The organism is Bacillus sp. FMQ74 (assembly GCF_001875785.1).
Classification (GTDB): Bacteria; Bacillota; Bacilli; order Bacillales; family Bacillaceae; genus Bacillus; species Bacillus stercoris.
In genome coordinates this window covers 14,014-32,316 of sequence record NZ_MOEO01000013.1, presented here as the reverse complement: position 1 = coordinate 32,316, position 18,303 = coordinate 14,014, and the positions used below count along the sequence as shown (strand labels likewise).

The window sequence follows — 18,303 nt, the reverse complement described above, 5'->3', positions numbered from 1 at the left end:
TGTCAATTGTTTTTTCGAACCTATGTTTGTACTGTAAGGAAAATCATGCTATAATCTTCTTAAAATCGACGTTTTGAGGTGCGAAAAATGACGAAGCTATCAAAAAGGCAACTTGATATCCTCCGTTTTATTAAAGCAGAGGTTAAATCAAAAGGATATCCGCCTTCCGTAAGAGAGATCGGCGAGGCTGTCGGGCTTGCGTCCAGTTCTACTGTCCACGGCCATTTGGCCCGATTGGAAACAAAAGGGCTGATCAGACGGGATCCGACAAAACCAAGAGCAATAGAAATTCTTGATGAAGAAGTAGACATTCCGCAAAGCCAGGTTGTTAATGTACCTGTCATTGGGAAAGTCACAGCGGGATCTCCTATTACAGCAGTAGAAAATATTGAAGAATATTTTCCGCTTCCTGACCGCATGGTTCCTCCAGACGAACATGTATTTATGCTGGAGATTATGGGAGACAGCATGATAGACGCTGGTATTCTCGATAAGGACTATGTCATCGTTAAACAGCAAAACACAGCGAACAATGGGGAAATTGTAGTTGCGATGACAGAAGATGATGAAGCTACGGTAAAACGTTTCTATAAAGAGGATACTCACATTCGCTTGCAGCCTGAGAATCCAACGATGGAACCCATCATTTTGCAGAATGTCAGCATTCTAGGGAAAGTAATTGGCGTGTTCAGAACGGTCCATTAATCTATTGATCTATCAGACGCATGAAATAACCCCCTCTTCCTTTACGGAGAGGGGGTTTGTTGTTCAAAAAAAGCAGGCTCGACCTGACTTTTGGGTGCGAGCCTGAATAGGAGGAAAAAGAACATCATGTTTACACCATAATTATCCACTAAAAGATTGTTGAAGTCAAGAAATTTTCTTTCCTTCAGGAAACTTTCATCAACATAATCATGTTTATAATATTAGACGCTTTCTTCTTAAAAATGTTTCATTGTCTGGGTCGTGGAGGGATATGGTTTCATATTTATTAAAGGGCGAGGCGATTGAACACATTGAAAATTTAGCACATAGTTTATTTAGTTCAATTTTCTGTTAAAACCGCTCACTTCTCTAAATCGTCGTGAGCTATATACATCATGTAAATATGTATACCAATACTTCCTTCACCCAAACAAATGTATGGTATTAATGAACGAATCAATATAAACTTCCCCGGAACATTAGTATCACCAATCCCCCTTCTTTTAACCATATATGGTGTGTGATATCAAAAGGCCGTATCATTATAAAAGTACATATGTGTTTTTTCTTGTTTGTAATATCGAAGCCTGTCTTGAAGGGTTCCGGTATGAAATTCAAATTTGTGGCCGTCAGGATCGGTAAAATAAATTGATTCTCGATCGAGTTCATCACGTTCTCTGCCAGGCAGAATATTGACATGAAGTCTTTTTAATTCCGCTGATACTTCCTCAAATTCATGATCCTGAATAGTAAAAGCAATATGAGTATAAGAAAGCTTAATTTCATTTCTGGGGATGTCTGGTTCTTCATTAAGCGCAAGCCAGATGCCGTTCATATCAAAATATGCAGTGGTTCTTCCCTTTACCAGAAGCTTTGCGCCAAACACTTTTTGATAAAATTCAATCGATGTATCCAAATGCGAAACTGAAAATAGCAAGTGATTGATTCCTTTTATCTCCATAAACCATTCCCCCTTGAAAGCTGATCATCTACATATACGACCTGTTTCATAAGAAAGTTTCATACAGCTGAAAAAAATACCAGTGTAAACAAAAACGGATTGTTTAAAATAATCACTGTAATCGTCATGACCATTATGAATGATATCGAATTGCCATGTTTATCACTTGTTTCTCCCAAGAATTTTCTTCAAAAAATAACAATTTAGGTGGTCAAATGAAACATATCATTGCGCTTGCTTCAAAGATTGCTTTCACTCTCGCCCTTTTATATGTGATTTTGGACAGAGTCTATCACGCATCCTTTTTAAGCGTGATGTTTATTGCACTTTTCTTGGGTTTTGTTTCCTATCTATCTGGTGACATGCTCGTCTTACCGAGAACAAACAATGTTACAGCTTCACTTGCTGACTTTGGCCTTTCTTTCGTTATTCTTTGGGTCTTTGTTTTAACCCAAACAAGAAACGATTTCTCACCATTTGGAGCTGCTCTTCTTTCCGCTGCCTGTCTTACTGTATTTGAATACTTTTTTCATCGGTATTTACTGAAAAATGTGCTTGATGAAAATTTCCGAGATGAACTGTCAGCCAGAGATAACACGTTGCAGTATCAAACGGAAACCGCGGACGAGCTGTTTCCCGAAACGAATGAGAAGCATAGGGAATAGGAGGCTGCTAATCGCCTCCTATTTTTCAGTAGCTATTTTTGAGAAAACGGGACATCACTTCTGTAAACTCATAAAACCTCTGATTTTGAGTAATAGCTCTGCTTTTTAAAGAAAAGATGCCGAACAAAGACTTTCTAAAGCCTGTGCTCATTTCTATCTGGATACTTAAACCTGTTTTTGACTTATTTGCAATGTTATTCGGACTAACGCCCGCATGCGGATGGTCTGTATTGAGCAATACAGCAGGAAAACCAGCATGCTGCAGCTTCTCAACTAAATCTGCCGCTCTTACGCGATCTGTACCACCGACTTCGATCTGCTGATCTTCTTCTGCGTATCCGTGCAATGAAATGACATATTCATGATGTTCCGTCATTTTCAGGGCCTGAGGTTCATCAAAGTGTGTGCTCGTAATGTGGAGTACTGAGTTTCCCGACGATTTTAAGCCTTCAAATAAATACAGCGAGTACTCTTTGCTGAGCTCTCTCGCTACCTCACTTGTCCCGCCTTCAATACCTCCTCCGTGAATGGCTAAAACAAGTACAGGGCTTTCGGTTTCTCTCGTAATAACGCCGTAATCAGAAGGGTCTTCATTGTTTTTTAATTCCTCAAAATTCTGATATACATCTTCAGCATAAATTGAAGAAATCGGAGTAAATACCATAAAAATTAACAATAATTTTACAATTTTAATAGTTGATGGAAAACGTTTGGCTATGTTACAATCAACATGCTTCAGGGAATGGAGCAAACGGCGGAGCAGGGATACTTTGGCCGGTTTCATCTACTCCGCCTCTAAGTCCAAATCAACAGGATGTAGGTCTTTTTGAGGCTTTAGCACGAATTCTCTCGTCCTCCTTGTTAAATTTTTGTTAAATTCACAATATTATATACCATTAGCCCGGGCGCTGTTCTTCTCATTTTTGAATTTATGAAAAGGAATCTGGCACCACCTCCCCACATTTCCATACAAAACAAAAACGCACCTGCCATTTGGCCTGTGCATTTTTTATTTCCTCTTCATTCTTCGTTTTTTTGCTTGATTTAATTTCATGATGTTTTTTTCAATTTTTCTTATGTTTCGCCTTTGCGGAATGGTTTTAAGTTCATGATAAACAGAAATAAATCCGCTTAATGTCACTGCTGCGATATAAAGGACACGCTGTTTGATCATCCGGTCAGCGTGTCCATGATCATTCGCTTCTTTTTCCAGTCTTTCGATCACAGCTTTATCAAACAGTTGATCGACATACACTTGTTTCATTCCCACTGCAAACCCCGCAGCCAGCCAAAGAATCAGAAATAAACTGATATAAAACATCATAAATCCTTCCTTTCCTGTCTAGATGCGGCGCAGAATTTTGAAATGCAGCAACTGGCAGACGAAGCTTCTTCTTTATGTTATGTTCTTTCAATAGACCGGGTAATATGTGTAATGCTGTAATGAACAGTTAGAAATTTTATTCCAAAGAGCCACATGTGATGAACAGCGGTTAATTTCTTGTCATGTGCAGCTTCTATCAGAAAGGTTTCAGATAAAGGAAGCGGACAAGTTCCCGCTATTGTTTGCAGATAAATCCCCTCATCCCCCGCTCTGCTTTTTCTCCGCCTGCTTGTTAAAACCAGCTTCTCCTGATGATGATATGGTTTTAAAATACCTGTCATGCTGCTGAATGGAAGCGGTAAAGAAATATTCATATACCCCTCTCCATTTGAACGGTACACTGAATATAGCGCGGTAAAAATTGTTTCGTTTTTTTCATTTGTTCTAATCCATGCACGTACTTTTTCTCTTCCGTCTTTTTTCGAATGAACACCTTTAATGTCGCTGTACATTCTATACCAGTCAGGGTTCGTCGAAAGATGTATTTGGCCGGTTCTTCTGCTGAGACATTCGTAAACAATTGCAAGCGGACGAAACCACGTGTTCCATGTTACTTTTGCTTTGATATTGTATTCGATGGTTTGTTCATAAAACGAAAGAATGAGCGGCGCCAGTTTTTCAGGTAAAAAATCCTTTGAACGAAGGCTGCCCATATCGTCCACAAGTCCGCTGTACTGAGCGTTACTCTCAGCTTGAATGTTAGCTAAAAAGTCTTTCCCAATCTTTCTTTTTCCGAAGATATGGCTGAAGGTCTTTATACGGCCTGCATCAAAAGGCTTCGGATCCTCTATTCTCCATCCTATGAGAGCGGGCAAGATAACACCAAACGCGTTGACAAAACCGTGAATCCAAATCATTTGATTAATGGTCAATGTAACTTCTTGCCGAAATACACCAAATGAATAAATCATCGAGAAAGCAATCGTTATCATTAAAACAGCGGAAGAAAGCCGAATAAGAAATGTCCCCGTCTTGGTGCGAAAAGCTGCCGTGAACACCAAAAATGCATGAAGATAAATCGCCGCCATATAAATGCCAACCGCAATGACATCAAGTGTTTTTGAATATGTGATGCCCAGTGCGATAAGAAGGGGCGAAAGCAAAATCACCCATGTTATCCAACTGTACAACATTCGATGCTTTCTAATGGTTCTGCCGAGTAAACCATTGAAGATCGGGATCAGAAAAGCAGAATAGTGAAAGTGGACAGCAGTCAGCAAAATGATGAGAGGGCCAAATTGCATGATCTGCAAATGTGAAGCATATGCAAAAAACCAAAATCCTCCTCCCGCCAAATAAATAAGACCGAACAAAACAGATGTCTCTTCGATTCTATGTATCTTTGTTTCCCAAAGGCGGAGGACCGCATACAATGCAATAAAAACTGTGTACATCCACCAGATTAGCGCGAAACCACCAATCTCTGTCACAAGAGCCAGCACTGCAAAGAATGCGGCTGCCGGATAGCACTGGATTAGTCCGTATTCAATGAATTGAGCTGCACGAAGCTGCGATTGACGAAAAACAAAAGGAAAAATTTCCGGCACAAAAAAAAGAATCGATAACAAAACGAGTGCCTCTGCCACTGAAATATCCGGTGCTTCTGCTGCAAAAAATCCTATAAAACAAAGCGCACTGACAATGACATTTCGTTTCATGATTCTCTCTCTTCCTCCTGAAACGTTCCTTTATAAAAGAAAAGAGTGCCGAGAATTGTATTTCGCACATGCACTTCAATAGTGAAACAGTTTTTTCTTTCATCAAACATTTCGCAAACTATGGATGTACCTGTCAGCCATTTTGGCAGCGGGATTCTTTTTCCGCATATTAGTAACCATTGCTTTCCCGATGTGATCGTAAGAGAGCCGTCATGAGATGCCTCGAACGTCAAAACAGACAGCAGCAGGTGAGGTTTGCCGAAGAAATCAAGTATTCTATTTTCTTTCTCGTCGTATATCATAATCGCGTCAAAGAAACGTTTTTTGCCTTTAAATAAAAATGTACGATTCCATTCTACCCCAATATGTTCCGAGTTCATAAGGCAAGATCTATTTTGTATCGTAAATGGAATGTCTTTGCCTCTTTCTGAAAAAAAACATCTGAACAAAACACCCAGCTTTAACAGCATTCTAACCAGAAAAGAGCCTCCGCTTATTTCTGACATCGTTCCCGTCCCGCTAAAGGTATGAGACCCGTTTAATTGGTACCGTTTCCGCAGCTTGGGATGCAGCAAATGATAGTTAATAATTGATTTTTCATAAATCGAACTCACAATGTCACTTCTTTCTCTTTCGTTTTGTGCGCATGGCACTAGGGAGCTGCAGGCTAAGAGCGCCGCTTGCCGCAGAAAACACACTCGACAGAACCCATATGAACATCTCGGAACTTAGACAAGCGAACACAGCAAAGATACAAGCCTGGACACCATGAATGATCCATTTTCTTTTTAAAGGAATCAGCCACAAAATAGCTAAGCCTATCTCCGCTGTTCCTGCCAAAATGCTTGTTTCAACATCTGTAAAGCCTTGATAAAACCAAAACAGGCTGAAAAACAGGCACATGAACACATAGACGATAGCAGATCGAATGAAATGTTTCGGGTGTTTATTTTGCTCAATCCAAAGCCTTAATGCATCAAAGCTCCACGCAGTCGCCCAGCCAAGCAGCGGCCGAAATAATAAACGATCGATCCATCTTCCCGGCAGTCCGTAGGCTGTTTTGTATTGGTACTGTGTTAAAAACGTCATTTTCCCATTTTCTCTCTGTATATACCTCCAGTACCCGCTTCCATGCCGAATCAGAGATAACGGATGATCTGAGCCGAAAGCCAGTGAGGAAGATCTTTCAGATGAACATTTTTCGAAAACACCGACGGTTTCTCCTGTACCTGACACCTTTAACCCAAAGCCTATTCTTGTTTCATAAAGAAACTTCTGTTTTTCGCATGGCTGTCTATCCAAATACGTGATATTTGAAAACCGGAGATCCCACTCCTTATGCAGTGATGGGTTTTGTGTATATTCCCAGAGTGTATCCAGATCAGATTTCATTTCGATTTCTACATAAATCGGTTTCTGTCTCATAGCCCCTCCTCCCTTCTATTTCAAGTAATTCCTATATTAGCATATTGGTCGTTTTGAAAAGTGTATATTTCCCCAAAAAAGTATCTTAATCCTAAAAAATGCAAAAAAAAGAGAAGAGAGGTTTCCTTCTCTTCCTTGTGATTCATTACTGAGTTTTAACCATCCCATAATGAGTAATTGTGATGTTTTCGGCTTTACTAAAGGTGTCATTCCAGTTATTTTCACCCTCTTCCATAAGTGAGGATATGTAAGTCTTAAAGATTCATCAAAACCCGCAACATCCACTTTATAATCATGCTGTATTTTTTTAGTACATGACCAACTATTTTCTTTACCTCGTTTTCAATAGTCATTTCGAGGCGATCTATAAACTGGGTGTCTAACACCTCTTTAGTGTTCCAGTTTTCAACTAAATCGCCTTCTGATTCAATATCGACATGAAAAGAAATATATGGTCCTTTTACGATTGGCTTAATTTTGCTTTTTATTTTATTGATATCGTACGCTATCGTTTGTTGGCTCTTTTTATCATGGCTTTTGACAACTCCGACTTTTCCTTCTCCTCTAATCCATGTAATCCCCTCAGATTCATATTCGTTTAAAGTGCCGATCATTTTTTTCGATTTTCCGTTGATTACAGCTGCTCCGGAATACTTGACCGCTCCATTAGCCGCAACCACATTTTGCAGTAAAAAACTGCTGCCAGAATGCAGTTTTCCAATTAGATTCGCGAGTGTCACAGGGGGAAGAATTCTGGAAACTTTATGTTCATTTTCACCTAATCCAATCAGCCGAAATGCCGGAATTTCTCCGTTCTCTTTCAACTGGAGGGCTTCTATTGCTTCCCCTTTAGCAGATAAAACAAGAGAGCTCAGCCTGATTTCATTATCACGAAAAAATTGATCCAGCAGTTCGTCGATAGGAAGGGGCTCAAAAAGCATATATAAATATAAGTGAAACAGGGGATTCATTACAGCAGCTCGGAAGTGAGGTTGTGTTAAGGCGGGACCGAGAAGTGTTTAGCCCGCATTTTCAAGTTGTTGTCATGATTGAAGATGTACTGCGCACATAGCATGATGAACATTTCATCATGCTTTCAAGAAATCAAATTGAACATTTTTAGCATAAATAAACATAATTGACCTTTTTTAGACAGTCTCGGATCAACTAAAATTCCAGTTTAAAGTTTTCTGCCTGATCTGAAACTTCCACAGGAATCCCCATTATCGTTTTCGGTTTGGAAACGTAAACAAAGCGCATTTCTTCCTTTAATTGCTGAAACGCTTTTTCACTAACTACAATTCTGGCCGGCTTCCCTGGACTGTTATCAATGGCTGCTTTGATTTTTCCAAGCATAAAAAACCTCCTGTTTTAGAAAAATGGCACATTTACTATTAAAATAAAACTGATAAGCGCAGCAAAATCGAGCAAAATAATGGGCTGAACAGGAACCTGCTTCAAACATAACAGCGGCTTCACAAAACAAGCAAGAACGCAATGACAACTATACATTTTCGGCTGATACACTGTTCATCATCAGCAGCAGCATAAACAATGCAAGCTATGGACATGATCTTATTAGTTATTATATGATTAAATTGAAAAAACATCATATGTCAAGAGGTAAACGAAATGGCTCAAAATCACGAAAATACATTACCAGATATTACAAAAAACATTACCCTGGAGGCTCCCATTCAGAAAGTCTGGGAGACAGTCTCCACTTCAGAAGGCATTGCCAAGTGGTTTATGCCCAATGACTTTCAGCTCAAAGAAGGACAAGAATTCCACTTACAATCACCGTTTGGACCGTCTCCTTGTAAAGTTTTGGCTGTTCAAGCTCCAACTGAACTTTCTTTTGAATGGGATACAGAAGGATGGGTCGTTACCTTTCAATTAGAAGACTTGGGGGAAAAACGAGGTTTACCCTTATTCACGGCGGCTGGAAAGAGCCTAATGAATTGATCGGCAAAGCAAACGAGAAAAGCTCCGTCATTCGCGGTAAGATGGATGGCGGCTGGACTGGCATCGTAAATGAACGGCTTCGTAAGGCTGTTGAAGAATAAAAAAAGAGAGAGGCACCTCTCTCTTTTTTGTTTTTAACAAAGGATTATACTTCACAATTTGAGCACATCAATCATAAAACGTAACAGCTTTAGATTTACCAGAGTAATCGGTGACAAAAAACTCAGCCTTGTTATTGCTCCCATCTACAAATTTTCCAATACTGCCAAAGGTGTAGCATTCTCCTGGTGAAAAATAGTTTGACCCTACATAATCATCAGGATTGTCACCAGCATCATCCTCATATAAGTGCAGTGAGACAGAAAAAGGAGTGCTTCCTGAAAGGCACACTCTAAAATCTCCTCCGCTCGAGTATACAGTGGGACTTGAGTAGGTATATGTGTAAGTCCCCAACTTATCCCACTCTCCAGCCCCCGCAGTTCCCGCTTTTTCTGCTTGTGCCGTTAATGGAAAAACCGCCGCCAGCCCTAAAACAGACAAAAATCCAATGACCTTAATGAATCTCATCAGTCACACCTCTCCTTTATTTCAATCATAACCACAGATACGTTCGTATCATTTCCGGCAGTGCTAACACACAATTGATCCAGCCAGCCTCCATGCTTTTTAGGCAGGGCATTGGACATTATATTCAGCAGCAGCCGTTTTAAGAATCCGCCTTTGTGCTGGTTTTAATTTGTCAAAATAAATGCATTCCCATTTGAACTGCCATCTCTTATAATTTGTTTAAAAGGTTGTACTTCAATCAGGAGGAAACGGATATGGAATTAAGCTTCACAAAAATACTCGTTATTTTGTTTGTAGGTTTTTTAGTGTTTGGACCTGATAAACTGCCGGCGCTTGGCCGTGCAGCAGGAAAAGCCTTATCAGAATTTAAACAAGCAACCAGCGAACTGACTCAGGATATAAGAAAAAGTGATTCAGACAACAAAGAAGACAAACAAATATAAGATAAATCGTTTGGGCCGATGAAAAATCGGCTCTTTATTTTGATTTATTTCTATATCATCTGTCTTTATTCTTCCATTTGGACAGCCCTTTTTTCCTTCTATGATTTTAACTGTCCAAGCCGCAAAATCAGCTCGCCGTATAATAAAGCGTATTAAAAATAAAGGAGGAGTATATATGGGTTATTACAAAAAATACAAAGAAGAGTATTATACGGTCAAAAAAACGTATTATAAGAAGTATTACGAATATGATAAAAAATACCACCATGATAAAAAAGATTACGACTGTGAATATGACAAAAAATATGATGATTATCATAAAAAAGATGATGACTGTGATTATGATAAAAAATATTATGATCACGACAAAAAAGACTATGATTATGTTGTAGAGTATAAAAAGCATAAGAAACATTACTAAACTCCATTCACATCTCCTCGTTTTCGCTTATCCCCGGCTAATGCCGGGGCTTTTTTGAGCACTATCATTTTGAAGCTTCCCTTCTCTTTCTATGAAAACCTTGGTGACTGAATTTAAAAAATTAATAATGAAAATTTAGTACATAGTTTATTTAGTTCTCTTATAAGCACATTCCATTCGATTTCCAAGTATTGCAGTTACAAAGAAACTTTTATAAACTCTTTGAGTATCATACATAAAAGGAGAGGTTGTTTGTCTAGAAACATCGTATTTTATCTCATTTTACTTTGTCTATTTATATCAGTTGCCATGAAAAGCTTTGAGGTGATAAGAACAATCGCCAATGTTAGCTGCTTTGTTTTCGTATTGCTGTATTTTAAAGATGAAATGAAAACATACTCACGTAAAGCGTTAGCAATCCTAAGCATTTGTTTTCTTTTCTTAGTCGGTATCTGTGCTTTTATCATGTTACAAGGACAGACATTGATGAAACAGCACCCCTTTTTTACAGGCTGGGAAACGATAGCGCGTATTCTTTTGATTATCGTTTCTTTAAGCATTTGTGCTTTTATTATGAGGAAAATTTCAAATCGGTTAAAACGATTGTGATCTTATTATTTCCTTTGTTAAAGGTATATAGCTTTCAGATTGGAGAAGCGTTTCGTCCCCTATATCACTCAAAATGAAATATTTTGTCGATTTATATACATAAATCCAGTTCCAAAATAAGGTATAATAAATGACGAAATCACTATCAAAAGGGGGAATTTGAGTGAAAAAAGTATTGATTGCAGGTGCAGTAGGAACAGCCATTCTTTTCGGAACACTTCCATCAGGTATACCAGGCTTGCCCGCGGCAGATGCTCAAGTCGCAAAAGCAGCATCACAGCTGCCTAAGGGAATCGGCGGCCGCGCCTATCTGAATAGTACAGGCGCCGTTTTCACAGCTAAAATCAATCTTCCTGACACTGTAAAATATGATACGGTCTCTACTCCTTATATTTATTCAGGATTTAGGGCAACAAGCGGAACTGAGGCAGATATCGGGCTTCAGTACAGCAAACAATACAACGTCTGGAAGCCCCTCATGAAGGTTGGGTCCAAAAATGAAGAAACGTACATCGAAGGAAAAGACAAGTTCACATACAATAAAGGCTTCCGCCCTGGAAGCACAGTCCAAATGACAATCTATAAAAATTTAAACGGCAATACGCGCATGACTCTTTGGGGAACGAACAATGACGGCTATACCGGACGGATTATCACAGAAATTCAAGGAACCAACATCGGCACGATTTCAAAATGGAAAACACTTGCTACCGCAGCTGTTTCTTATGAAAGCCAGCGTGATGCCATAAAAACAGCCTTTTCGACATCTTTTAACAGCATCACAATCGACAATAAAGCCATCACTCCTGTTGTAGATACACAGGATTTCGCAAAGGTTTCTGTTTCAGGAAATAACGTTACAATCTCTGTTAATAAATAAACGAAGCAACAATACGTTGGTACCTGCTGGATATGATCTCGCTATTCATGGAATTGTGATATCAAGAACTTTAATGATTGCTTTTACTTTATATTTAGTTTCAAAATTAGGATATTTTCTTCTGAATAAAAAAGATTAACTGTAGAGTTAATCTTTTTTGTGTATTATACGTATTTGTCCTTCGATTTTTATTCATCTTCCAGATTGCTTAATGAAATTAGAAGCATTAAACCGCTACCTCAAATGAAAGCTTGTCCCCATGCTTATAGTTGATTAACTTGAAATCATCGATTGTAAAATGATAAAAATCTTTCACTTCAGGATTAATCCATAGTTCAGGTGCTTCAAACTGTTCCCTTTCCATTTGGATTTTCAAATTGTCTATATGACGTGTGTACACATGGCAATCCCCAATGTTAAAGATATATTCGCCAAGCTCATAGCCTGTCACTTGAGCAATCATGCGCTGCAACACATTATACTGAAATACATTGAACGGATTCCCCAAGGCCATGTCATTGCTCCGCGCTCTTACCTCAAGGTGGAGTTTCCCTTGTTTTACGTACCACTGTGTCTCATATACACATGGTGTTAAGGCCATTGAATCTAATTCATCAGGATTCCACAGCATTGTAATGTGCCTGCGTGAAGATGGGTTGCTCTTCAACTGTTGAAGAAGATAATCAACCTGATCCACCTTTTCTCCATTTAAATTTCTGTTTTTCTTCCCCAGCTGAAATCCATATGCATGGCCGATAGTGCCGTCTTCTTGTTTCCACTGATCCCAAATATGTACGCCCATCTTGTTTAATTCAGGAACATCGTTAGATTTTAGCTGCCAAATCCAGAGCAACTCTTTAATGGCTGTTTTCCAGGCAACCTTTTTTGTCGTTAAAATAGGAACTTCTGAGTTGTCGAATCTCATTTGTTTACTGATCACGCTTAGTGTATGAGCCGGTGTTCCATCAGAATCCCACTTTGTTCTTACTTGAAATTCTTCGTCTGAGATTCCATTATTTATAATGTCATTTATGATTGAGTTGTATTGTTTATCGAATTGAGTCATGGCGATTCATTTCCTTCCTTCATTTTCAGTTGCTTGGCATAATTTATTACGAATACAATATTATCGCAAATAGTAAGCACGCGCAGTTAAAATGAGATTCTTATTCTAATCACTGTGTTTGTAGAGAGGAGTTAGTCCCCTCTTTTACACTTATATTTCTCTATAACATAGTCTGTGACATTGTTTGTAGTTACCGCATGTTTTGAACCAAACACACCATTTATCTTGGCTTGAGGTTGATGTTATCCTAGTTTTGATTTGCTCTCTGATCAAACATTCTTTTATGTTAATTTGAAATTTCTTCATTTTCCTATTTATGTTAAAATGAATCAAAAAGGAAATTGTGGTGTACTTATGCTCGACTCGTCTATTCTCTTGCCATTTTTAATGGTCCTATATATTTGCTTTCTAGTTTATAGACTCCTTACACGAATCCTTTTCAAAAAAGATCGATTACCCATACATAAGCATATCATTATCTTTTGTTTATTGGTTTACTATCAGGGAATAACTTCATCCCATTTTATTTCTTTGTAGATGTTTATCACGAAGGCCTACAATTTTATGTAATTAGATCTATCGGAGGAAACCTGATATTATTGCTCCCAGTTGGCTTTTTGTTTCCCCTGTTATTTGAGAAGCTTAATAACCTTAAGAAAATGTTACTAACTGGATTTTTCATTTCTTTGTTTATTGAACTAACACAGCTTTCGTATTCAGTGTATATAAGATCTGTTTACAGAAGTTTTGATGTAGATGATTTAATTCTTAGCACCTTAGGGACTTTGATAGGCTATTGGTTCTTTTACATGTTAAGCATGTATTATAAAAGACTAGCTAATCGCTATAAGAATAAAAATGGGACCTCAATAAACATTTAATCATTTGCTGATCAAATTAGATAATATGTACCTTGGCTGTAATCTGCATTGATCAATCACACAGCATGAAGGCAGCCAAGGATTTATTTTGTTTACTTAGTACCTGTTGAACCGAGTCCTCCTCTATCGTCGTTTCCCAAATGCTCAACTTCAACCAATTCAACCGCCGGCATTTTCTTCATGATTCTAAACTGACAGATACGATCACCCTTCTTAATTTCAGTATCGCGCAATGCATATGCAGGGAAGAACCAAAAATCATTGTCTCCCTTGTATGACTCATCGATAACACCCATTGAATTTGTTTGAATAACGCCAAAGTTCTTATATGTGCTCGACCGAGGTACGACATGTGCTTCGTAACCTTCAGGCAGCTCCATTGCTACACCTAATGGGACAAGCTTAAATTCATCTTTTTTGATTGTTATATCTTCAGCAGCTCGAAGATCGATCCAGTCTCCCTGCTCAATTTTGCTGATTCTTGTTTGTGTTTCATCTAGATATTTGATTTTAATTTGCATTGTCATGTATTAGCTCCTTTAATTTTATTGACGATCATACAGTAAAGCCCGTTCTTGTATCATTTTCATCAGTTATAAACTGAACGTCTTCAAAATCATTCTGTAAAGCATTAAAGTAAAGTTTTTCAATGGTATTTTTGTTTTTGCAGTAAATCGAAACGTAGCTATTATCTGCTATCAAAAGGACAAGTTCGCAATCACTGACAGCAAACTCTTCATATGTATTGACTTGATTAACCGTTTTTCCATATGGAAATGCTTACAGTTCTACGAAAATGGTATAGTACTGATTCGTTTTTAATTGTTGCGCAAAATCTGCCCCATCAACAATTGCGAAGTCATGAAAGAGTTCCTCATCATCTAGCCCTCCATCTACAACAAAATAAGATTCCCCACTCGTTTGCCACTATAATGAGCTATTTCTACTGGCTGAAGTATTCTCCATAGAAAATTTCCATATTCATTCGGTATTTGAAAACTAACTCCTCTTTTCATGTATACCCCTTACTTAAACGATTTTCTGAATACGAATTTAATTATATACTCTGATGTCAGGTTTATGGAACAAAGAATCGACTGCTTTTTGAACGGATTATTTTTACAGAATTTTCTCAGTCATTTCATTTAAAAGGTTCTTCTAATTAGCCGCCCCTTTATTCCTCTTTGCTCAGTCAGTATCTTTATATAAAGTATTTTTCTTGGTCTATTCTCTGCAGACCGTACTTTTTACGCTTTAATCATCTTCAGGTTATGGCCAATTTGCTCCGTTATAATGTTCAACAAAAAGAAAAATGCTTTTTTGCAGTTTTATACTGCAAACATCAAAAAACAACATATGAAAACCACAGATTCTAATCGGTATCCCTTGTAATTGAGAACGGTGAAACCTCCCTGTTTAGATTTCTGGTTATCATTCCTTCTATGAGAGTGTACCATTTTTGTTTAGTTATACTTCTCATATCCTCAGCCTCCGCATCCATTCTCATCCCCCTTACAAGCCTCGTTTATTCGTATTTGCTATTCAAACATTGATAAGCACTCTTTCGTATCACATGGATTTGCTGTTGAATGATTTCAAATGAAGCTGAATAAAATAAGATCGAATCATCCAACAATTAACATTTATTCTTGCAACAAGAGGTGGTAGTTACAATCCATAAGAAGGAAGGAAGCGTTGATGATAAAGCTTTGCAGAGAAGTTTGGATCGAAGTCAATCTTGATGCCGTTAAAAAGAATTTGCGAGCGATCCGCCGTCATATTCCAAATAAGAGCAAAATTATGGCTGTCGTAAAAGCGAACGGTTATGGTCACGGGTCTATTGAAGTGGCGCGTCAGGCATTAGAACATGGGGCGAGTGAGCTCGCGGTTGCCAGCGTGGAGGAAGGAATCGTTTTACGAAAAGCGGGGATTACAGCACCTATCCTTGTGCTTGGTTTTACGTCCCTTAGTTGTGTGAAGAAGTCAGCGGCTTGGAAGATAACATTATCAGCATTTCAGGTTGATTGGATAAAAGAAGCAAACGAGATATTGGAGAAAGAAGTAAGTACTGATCGGCTGTCTATTCATATTAACGTGGATACCGGCATGGGACGATTAGGTGTACGCACCAAAGAAGAACTTTTAGCAGTAGTGAAAGCCCTAAAGGCAAGCGAATTTCTCAGGTGGACAGGGATTTTTACACATTTTTCAACAGCTGATGAACCAGACACAACACTCACAAAGCTGCAGCACGAAAAATTCATCAATTTTCTCAGCTTTTTAAAAGAACAAGGAATTGAGCTGCCCACCGTGCATATGTGTAACACGGCTGCAGCTATCGCATTTCCGGAATTTAGCGCTGATATGATCCGTTTAGGTATCGGCTTATATGGTTTATATCCTTCTGCCTATATTAAACAACTACATCTCGTTAAGCTTGAACCTGCGCTAAATTTAAAAGCGCGCATCGCTTATGTCAAAACCATGCGGACAGAGCCCCGAACCGTTAGCTATGGTGCTACATACGTTGCAGAACCTAATGAAGTAATTGCTACAATCCCGATCGGCTATGCTGACGGCTATTCTCGTGCCCTTTCCAATCGCGGGTTTGTTCTTCACCGCGGAAAACGAGTGCCAGTGGCGGGGAGAGTAACAATGGATATGATCATGGTCAGTTTAGGAGAAAACGGTGAAGGTGAACAAGGAGAAGAAGTCGTAATTTACGGTAAGCAAAAAGGAGCTGAGATTTCAGTTGATGAAGTGGCTGAAATGCTCAATACGATTAACTATGAAGTGGTGTCTACATTAAGCCGCCGCATCCCTCGTTTTTATATAAGAGATGGCGAAATTTTTAAAGTGTCAACTCCAGTATTATACGTGTAGAACATCTTAAAATGCTGAATCAAAATCCCTCTGCCAGAGGGATTTTGAACATATCTATACCTCAATAACTGATTGTTCAGGAGTATTATGATCATGTGGAAAACGAAAATGCTCTTCTAGTTCTTCAAGTGTACGCCCCTTTGTTTCCGGCATGAATTTGTACACAAAACCGATTGCCAATACACCTAAAGCCACGAATATAAAGAATGTAAAAGACAAACCTACAGAGCTAAGCAATACCGGGAAAGCAAAACCAATCACAAAGTTTAATATCCAGAGAAAAAAAACACTTATCCCAGAACCAAGCCCTCTCAATCTTTGAGGGAATATTTCCGCTATGACCAGCCAAGTCACAGGTCCTACACACCCTTGCATAAAGGCAAGAAATAAAACGGTCAAAGAAAGCACTACATAGGGGAGTGCCATCGATCCCTCAAGTACAATTGAGAAAATCGCAATCAATAGGAGCGCTGTAGTCGTCCCCGCCAAACCAATCAACAATATTGGCCGCCTCCTTACTTTTCCGACCAGCCAAATCCCAAATATAACTGCAATAACTGATATCAGCCCATTCCCAATATTAGCGATTAAAGCCGCCTTTGTACCAAAACCAGATTCTTTAAGGATTTGTGTGCCATAATACATAATCGAGTTCACACCTGTAATTTGATTCACGATGGCTACACCGATTCCAATCAGCAAAAGACGGCGCAGCCATGGGGTAGAAAAGTCCTTGAGTGATGCCTTCTCGAGCTCTGTATCTTTTTCTACCGCTTCTTGAATCTCCCTATATTCAGCTTCTGCACGTTTATCTTCACGAATTTGTTTAAGAACACGCAGCGCCTCACTTTTTTTACCTTTGGAGATTAGCCATCTCGGGCTTTCTGGTACCTTAAGCATACTGGCAAATAACATGATAGCCGGAACGGCACAAATGACTAGCATGTATCTCCAAACATGCCCCGTATTTGCCATTGTTACACCAAGGATTGCATTAAAAACATATGCTAAAAATTGCCCGCCAACAATCATTAGCTCATTTTGGGTTACCATACGTCCTCTCTTCTCATGCGGTGCCATTTCTGCTAAAAAGGCCGGTACCATCGCTGAAGCTCCCCCAACAGCCAGCCCCAATAAAAAACGAAAGACCGCCATGATGAAAACACTGGGTGCGAACGCTGTTCCAAGTGATGTCAGGAAAAATAAAAAAGAGAGATTAAGGATCATTTTACGGCGGCCATATCGATCAGCTAATCTTCCGCATAACAACGCTCCAAACGCAGCACCTAATAAAAGAATACTCGTAACAAGCCCTTCTGTAACCGGTGTTAAATGAAGCTGATCTGGTCTTGCCATAAAAGGCAAAGCTCCATTTATAACTCCGGTGTCATATCCAAAGAGAAGTCCTCCAAAAGTTGCTGAGATCATTATGAATTTCAACCTTCGATTTCGATGTTCATTCATATCCATTTCCCCTGCCTTTATTAAGAATACTTAATAAGCTCTTTCAGTGTGGATATTGATACAAAATTAATGTCATCTCGATCTTAGATTTCTGCGTCTGCGTTTGTAATCGTTTACATTTTTAACCAATAACATAAACATAAGCCATTAATTGTTATGTTGTAGTAATGTTTTTGTCATATCATTGTCACTTCTGATATTATCATAATTCCAAAAGCATTTTCCGTCAATATCATTTTTCGGAATTGTTTGTCTTCCTTCTGTAATGGTAATATTTTGGTCACCTTATTGAACAGTTAACCATTGGCAATTTCAGTGTAAGAAGT

The 18,303-nt window shown here is 38.7% G+C and carries 19 protein-coding genes and 5 pseudogenes; 10 read left to right on the top strand and 14 right to left on the bottom strand.

Annotated elements, in window-relative coordinates; translation table 11 throughout:
• The first annotated feature begins 87 nt into the window (after positions 1-87).
• On the top strand, positions 88-705 hold the full coding sequence (lexA, locus tag BLL41_RS19180) for a transcriptional repressor LexA (RefSeq protein WP_003238209.1): 618 nt from the start codon (positions 88-90) through the stop codon (positions 703-705).
• Between the two features lie 526 nt (positions 706-1,231).
• Here the strand turns inward: lexA and fosB are convergent.
• A complete protein-coding gene (gene fosB, locus BLL41_RS19170; protein ID WP_071579095.1) occupies positions 1,232-1,666 on the bottom strand; it encodes a metallothiol transferase FosB in 435 nt (144 codons plus the stop codon).
• 215 nt (positions 1,667-1,881) lie between these two features.
• Between fosB and BLL41_RS19165 the strand changes: the two genes are divergently transcribed.
• Positions 1,882-2,331 (top strand): YndM family protein, encoded by a 450-nt coding sequence (locus BLL41_RS19165; protein WP_071579094.1) that lies wholly within the window; start codon positions 1,882-1,884, stop codon positions 2,329-2,331.
• A gap of 25 nt (positions 2,332-2,356) precedes the next feature.
• On the opposite strand, the gene pghL is transcribed toward BLL41_RS19165, so the two are convergent.
• From pghL to BLL41_RS19130, 7 genes and pseudogenes are all read right to left on the bottom strand, one after another.
• Positions 2,357-3,115: a gamma-polyglutamate hydrolase PghL gene (pghL, locus tag BLL41_RS19160; protein ID WP_071579093.1), complete on the bottom strand. Its 759-nt coding sequence runs from the start codon at positions 3,113-3,115 to the stop codon at positions 2,357-2,359.
• A gap of 225 nt (positions 3,116-3,340) precedes the next feature.
• Positions 3,341-3,655: a hypothetical protein gene (locus tag BLL41_RS19155; RefSeq protein WP_040083045.1), complete on the bottom strand. Its 315-nt coding sequence runs from the start codon at positions 3,653-3,655 to the stop codon at positions 3,341-3,343.
• 77 nt (positions 3,656-3,732) lie between these two features.
• On the bottom strand, positions 3,733-5,373 hold the full coding sequence (locus BLL41_RS19150; protein ID WP_071579092.1) for a YndJ family protein: 1,641 nt from the start codon (positions 5,371-5,373) through the stop codon (positions 3,733-3,735).
• Positions 5,370-5,987 carry a DUF4166 domain-containing protein gene (locus BLL41_RS19145; protein WP_071579091.1) on the bottom strand — a complete coding sequence of 206 codons (618 nt, stop codon included), beginning with the start codon at positions 5,985-5,987 and terminating at the stop codon, positions 5,370-5,372. The genes BLL41_RS19150 and BLL41_RS19145 overlap by 4 nt, the downstream gene beginning before the upstream one ends.
• Before the next feature lie 4 nt (positions 5,988-5,991).
• Positions 5,992-6,798 (bottom strand): hypothetical protein, encoded by an 807-nt coding sequence (locus BLL41_RS19140; protein ID WP_071579090.1) that lies wholly within the window; start codon positions 6,796-6,798, stop codon positions 5,992-5,994.
• Between the two features lie 36 nt (positions 6,799-6,834).
• Positions 6,835-7,739: pseudogene (locus BLL41_RS22455) on the bottom strand (Ger(x)C family spore germination protein).
• A 226-nt stretch (positions 7,740-7,965) separates the two neighbouring features.
• Positions 7,966-8,154 carry a hypothetical protein gene (locus BLL41_RS19130; RefSeq protein ID WP_071579089.1) on the bottom strand — a complete coding sequence of 63 codons (189 nt, stop codon included), beginning with the start codon at positions 8,152-8,154 and terminating at the stop codon, positions 7,966-7,968.
• Positions 8,155-8,430: 276 nt separating this feature from the next.
• Between BLL41_RS19130 and BLL41_RS19125 the strand changes: the two are divergent.
• Positions 8,431-8,864: pseudogene (locus tag BLL41_RS19125) on the top strand (SRPBCC family protein).
• Positions 8,865-8,931: 67 nt separating this feature from the next.
• On the opposite strand, the gene BLL41_RS19120 reads toward BLL41_RS19125, so the two are convergent.
• Together BLL41_RS19120 and BLL41_RS22715 are read right to left on the bottom strand one after the other, a co-directional pair.
• A complete protein-coding gene (locus tag BLL41_RS19120; RefSeq protein WP_071579088.1) occupies positions 8,932-9,330 on the bottom strand; it encodes a hypothetical protein in 399 nt (132 codons plus the stop codon).
• 25 nt (positions 9,331-9,355) lie between these two features.
• Positions 9,356-9,513: pseudogene (locus tag BLL41_RS22715) on the bottom strand (hypothetical protein).
• Between the two features lie 71 nt (positions 9,514-9,584).
• Here BLL41_RS22715 and BLL41_RS19110 point away from each other — a divergent pair.
• From BLL41_RS19110 to BLL41_RS19090, 5 genes and pseudogenes are all read left to right on the top strand, one after another.
• On the top strand, positions 9,585-9,773 hold the full coding sequence (locus tag BLL41_RS19110) for a twin-arginine translocase TatA/TatE family subunit (protein WP_071579087.1): 189 nt from the start codon (positions 9,585-9,587) through the stop codon (positions 9,771-9,773).
• A gap of 175 nt (positions 9,774-9,948) precedes the next feature.
• On the top strand, positions 9,949-10,194 hold the full coding sequence (locus BLL41_RS19105) for a spore coat protein C (RefSeq protein ID WP_071579086.1): 246 nt from the start codon (positions 9,949-9,951) through the stop codon (positions 10,192-10,194).
• Between the two features lie 252 nt (positions 10,195-10,446).
• Positions 10,447-10,803, top strand: a complete 357-nt coding sequence (locus BLL41_RS19100; RefSeq protein WP_071579085.1) for a YoqO family protein — start codon at positions 10,447-10,449, stop codon at positions 10,801-10,803.
• A 163-nt stretch (positions 10,804-10,966) separates the two neighbouring features.
• Positions 10,967-11,683 carry a YrpD family protein gene (locus tag BLL41_RS19095; RefSeq protein ID WP_040083056.1) on the top strand — a complete coding sequence of 239 codons (717 nt, stop codon included), beginning with the start codon at positions 10,967-10,969 and terminating at the stop codon, positions 11,681-11,683.
• 4 nt (positions 11,684-11,687) lie between these two features.
• Positions 11,688-11,822, top strand: a pseudogene (locus BLL41_RS19090) (hypothetical protein); the annotation flags it as partial.
• An 87-nt stretch (positions 11,823-11,909) separates the two neighbouring features.
• Here the strand turns inward: BLL41_RS19090 and BLL41_RS19085 are convergent.
• On the bottom strand, positions 11,910-12,749 hold the full coding sequence (locus tag BLL41_RS19085; protein WP_071579083.1) for a thymidylate synthase: 840 nt from the start codon (positions 12,747-12,749) through the stop codon (positions 11,910-11,912).
• Positions 12,750-13,231: 482 nt separating this feature from the next.
• Between BLL41_RS19085 and BLL41_RS19080 the strand changes: the two genes are divergently transcribed.
• Positions 13,232-13,630 carry a VanZ family protein gene (locus BLL41_RS19080; protein WP_256252465.1) on the top strand — a complete coding sequence of 133 codons (399 nt, stop codon included), beginning with the start codon at positions 13,232-13,234 and terminating at the stop codon, positions 13,628-13,630.
• A gap of 92 nt (positions 13,631-13,722) precedes the next feature.
• Here BLL41_RS19080 and dutA read toward each other — a convergent pair whose 3' ends face one another.
• Positions 13,723-14,157, bottom strand: coding sequence for a dUTP diphosphatase DutA (dutA, locus tag BLL41_RS19075; protein WP_071579082.1), 435 nt, complete (start codon positions 14,155-14,157; stop codon positions 13,723-13,725).
• Between the two features lie 28 nt (positions 14,158-14,185).
• Positions 14,186-14,646, bottom strand: a pseudogene (locus tag BLL41_RS19070) (DUF2691 family protein).
• Between the two features lie 682 nt (positions 14,647-15,328).
• On the opposite strand from BLL41_RS19070, the gene alr reads away from it, so the two are divergent.
• Positions 15,329-16,513 carry an alanine racemase gene (gene alr, locus BLL41_RS19065; protein ID WP_071579081.1) on the top strand — a complete coding sequence of 395 codons (1,185 nt, stop codon included), beginning with the start codon at positions 15,329-15,331 and terminating at the stop codon, positions 16,511-16,513.
• 54 nt (positions 16,514-16,567) lie between these two features.
• On the opposite strand, the gene BLL41_RS19060 is transcribed toward alr, so the two are convergent.
• On the bottom strand, positions 16,568-17,983 hold the full coding sequence (locus BLL41_RS19060; RefSeq protein WP_071579080.1) for a sugar porter family MFS transporter: 1,416 nt from the start codon (positions 17,981-17,983) through the stop codon (positions 16,568-16,570).
• Between the last annotated feature and the right edge of the window lie 320 nt (positions 17,984-18,303).

What these genes read in the sequence shown, in the direction of transcription:
- lexA (WP_003238209.1), top strand. Translation starts at nt 88, where the DNA reads ATGACGAAGCTATCAAAAAGGCAACTTGATATCCTCCGTTTTATTAAA.
- fosB (WP_071579095.1), bottom strand. Translation starts at nt 1,666, where the DNA reads ATGGAGATAAAAGGAATCAATCACTTGCTATTTTCAGTTTCGCATTTG.
- BLL41_RS19165 (WP_071579094.1), top strand. Translation starts at nt 1,882, where the DNA reads ATGAAACATATCATTGCGCTTGCTTCAAAGATTGCTTTCACTCTCGCC.
- pghL (WP_071579093.1), bottom strand. Translation starts at nt 3,115, where the DNA reads ATGAAACCGGCCAAAGTATCCCTGCTCCGCCGTTTGCTCCATTCCCTG.
- BLL41_RS19155 (WP_040083045.1), bottom strand. Translation starts at nt 3,655, where the DNA reads ATGATGTTTTATATCAGTTTATTTCTGATTCTTTGGCTGGCTGCGGGG.
- BLL41_RS19150 (WP_071579092.1), bottom strand. Translation starts at nt 5,373, where the DNA reads ATGAAACGAAATGTCATTGTCAGTGCGCTTTGTTTTATAGGATTTTTT.
- BLL41_RS19140 (WP_071579090.1), bottom strand. Translation starts at nt 6,798, where the DNA reads ATGAGACAGAAACCGATTTATGTAGAAATCGAAATGAAATCTGATCTG.
- BLL41_RS19130 (WP_071579089.1), bottom strand. Translation starts at nt 8,154, where the DNA reads ATGCTTGGAAAAATCAAAGCAGCCATTGATAACAGTCCAGGGAAGCCG.
- BLL41_RS19120 (WP_071579088.1), bottom strand. Translation starts at nt 9,330, where the DNA reads ATGAGATTCATTAAGGTCATTGGATTTTTGTCTGTTTTAGGGCTGGCG.
- BLL41_RS19110 (WP_071579087.1), top strand. Translation starts at nt 9,585, where the DNA reads ATGGAATTAAGCTTCACAAAAATACTCGTTATTTTGTTTGTAGGTTTT.
- BLL41_RS19105 (WP_071579086.1), top strand. Translation starts at nt 9,949, where the DNA reads ATGGGTTATTACAAAAAATACAAAGAAGAGTATTATACGGTCAAAAAA.
- BLL41_RS19085 (WP_071579083.1), bottom strand. Translation starts at nt 12,749, where the DNA reads ATGACTCAATTCGATAAACAATACAACTCAATCATAAATGACATTATA.
- dutA (WP_071579082.1), bottom strand. Translation starts at nt 14,157, where the DNA reads ATGACAATGCAAATTAAAATCAAATATCTAGATGAAACACAAACAAGA.
- alr (WP_071579081.1), top strand. Translation starts at nt 15,329, where the DNA reads ATGATAAAGCTTTGCAGAGAAGTTTGGATCGAAGTCAATCTTGATGCC.
- BLL41_RS19060 (WP_071579080.1), bottom strand. Translation starts at nt 17,983, where the DNA reads ATGGATATGAATGAACATCGAAATCGAAGGTTGAAATTCATAATGATC.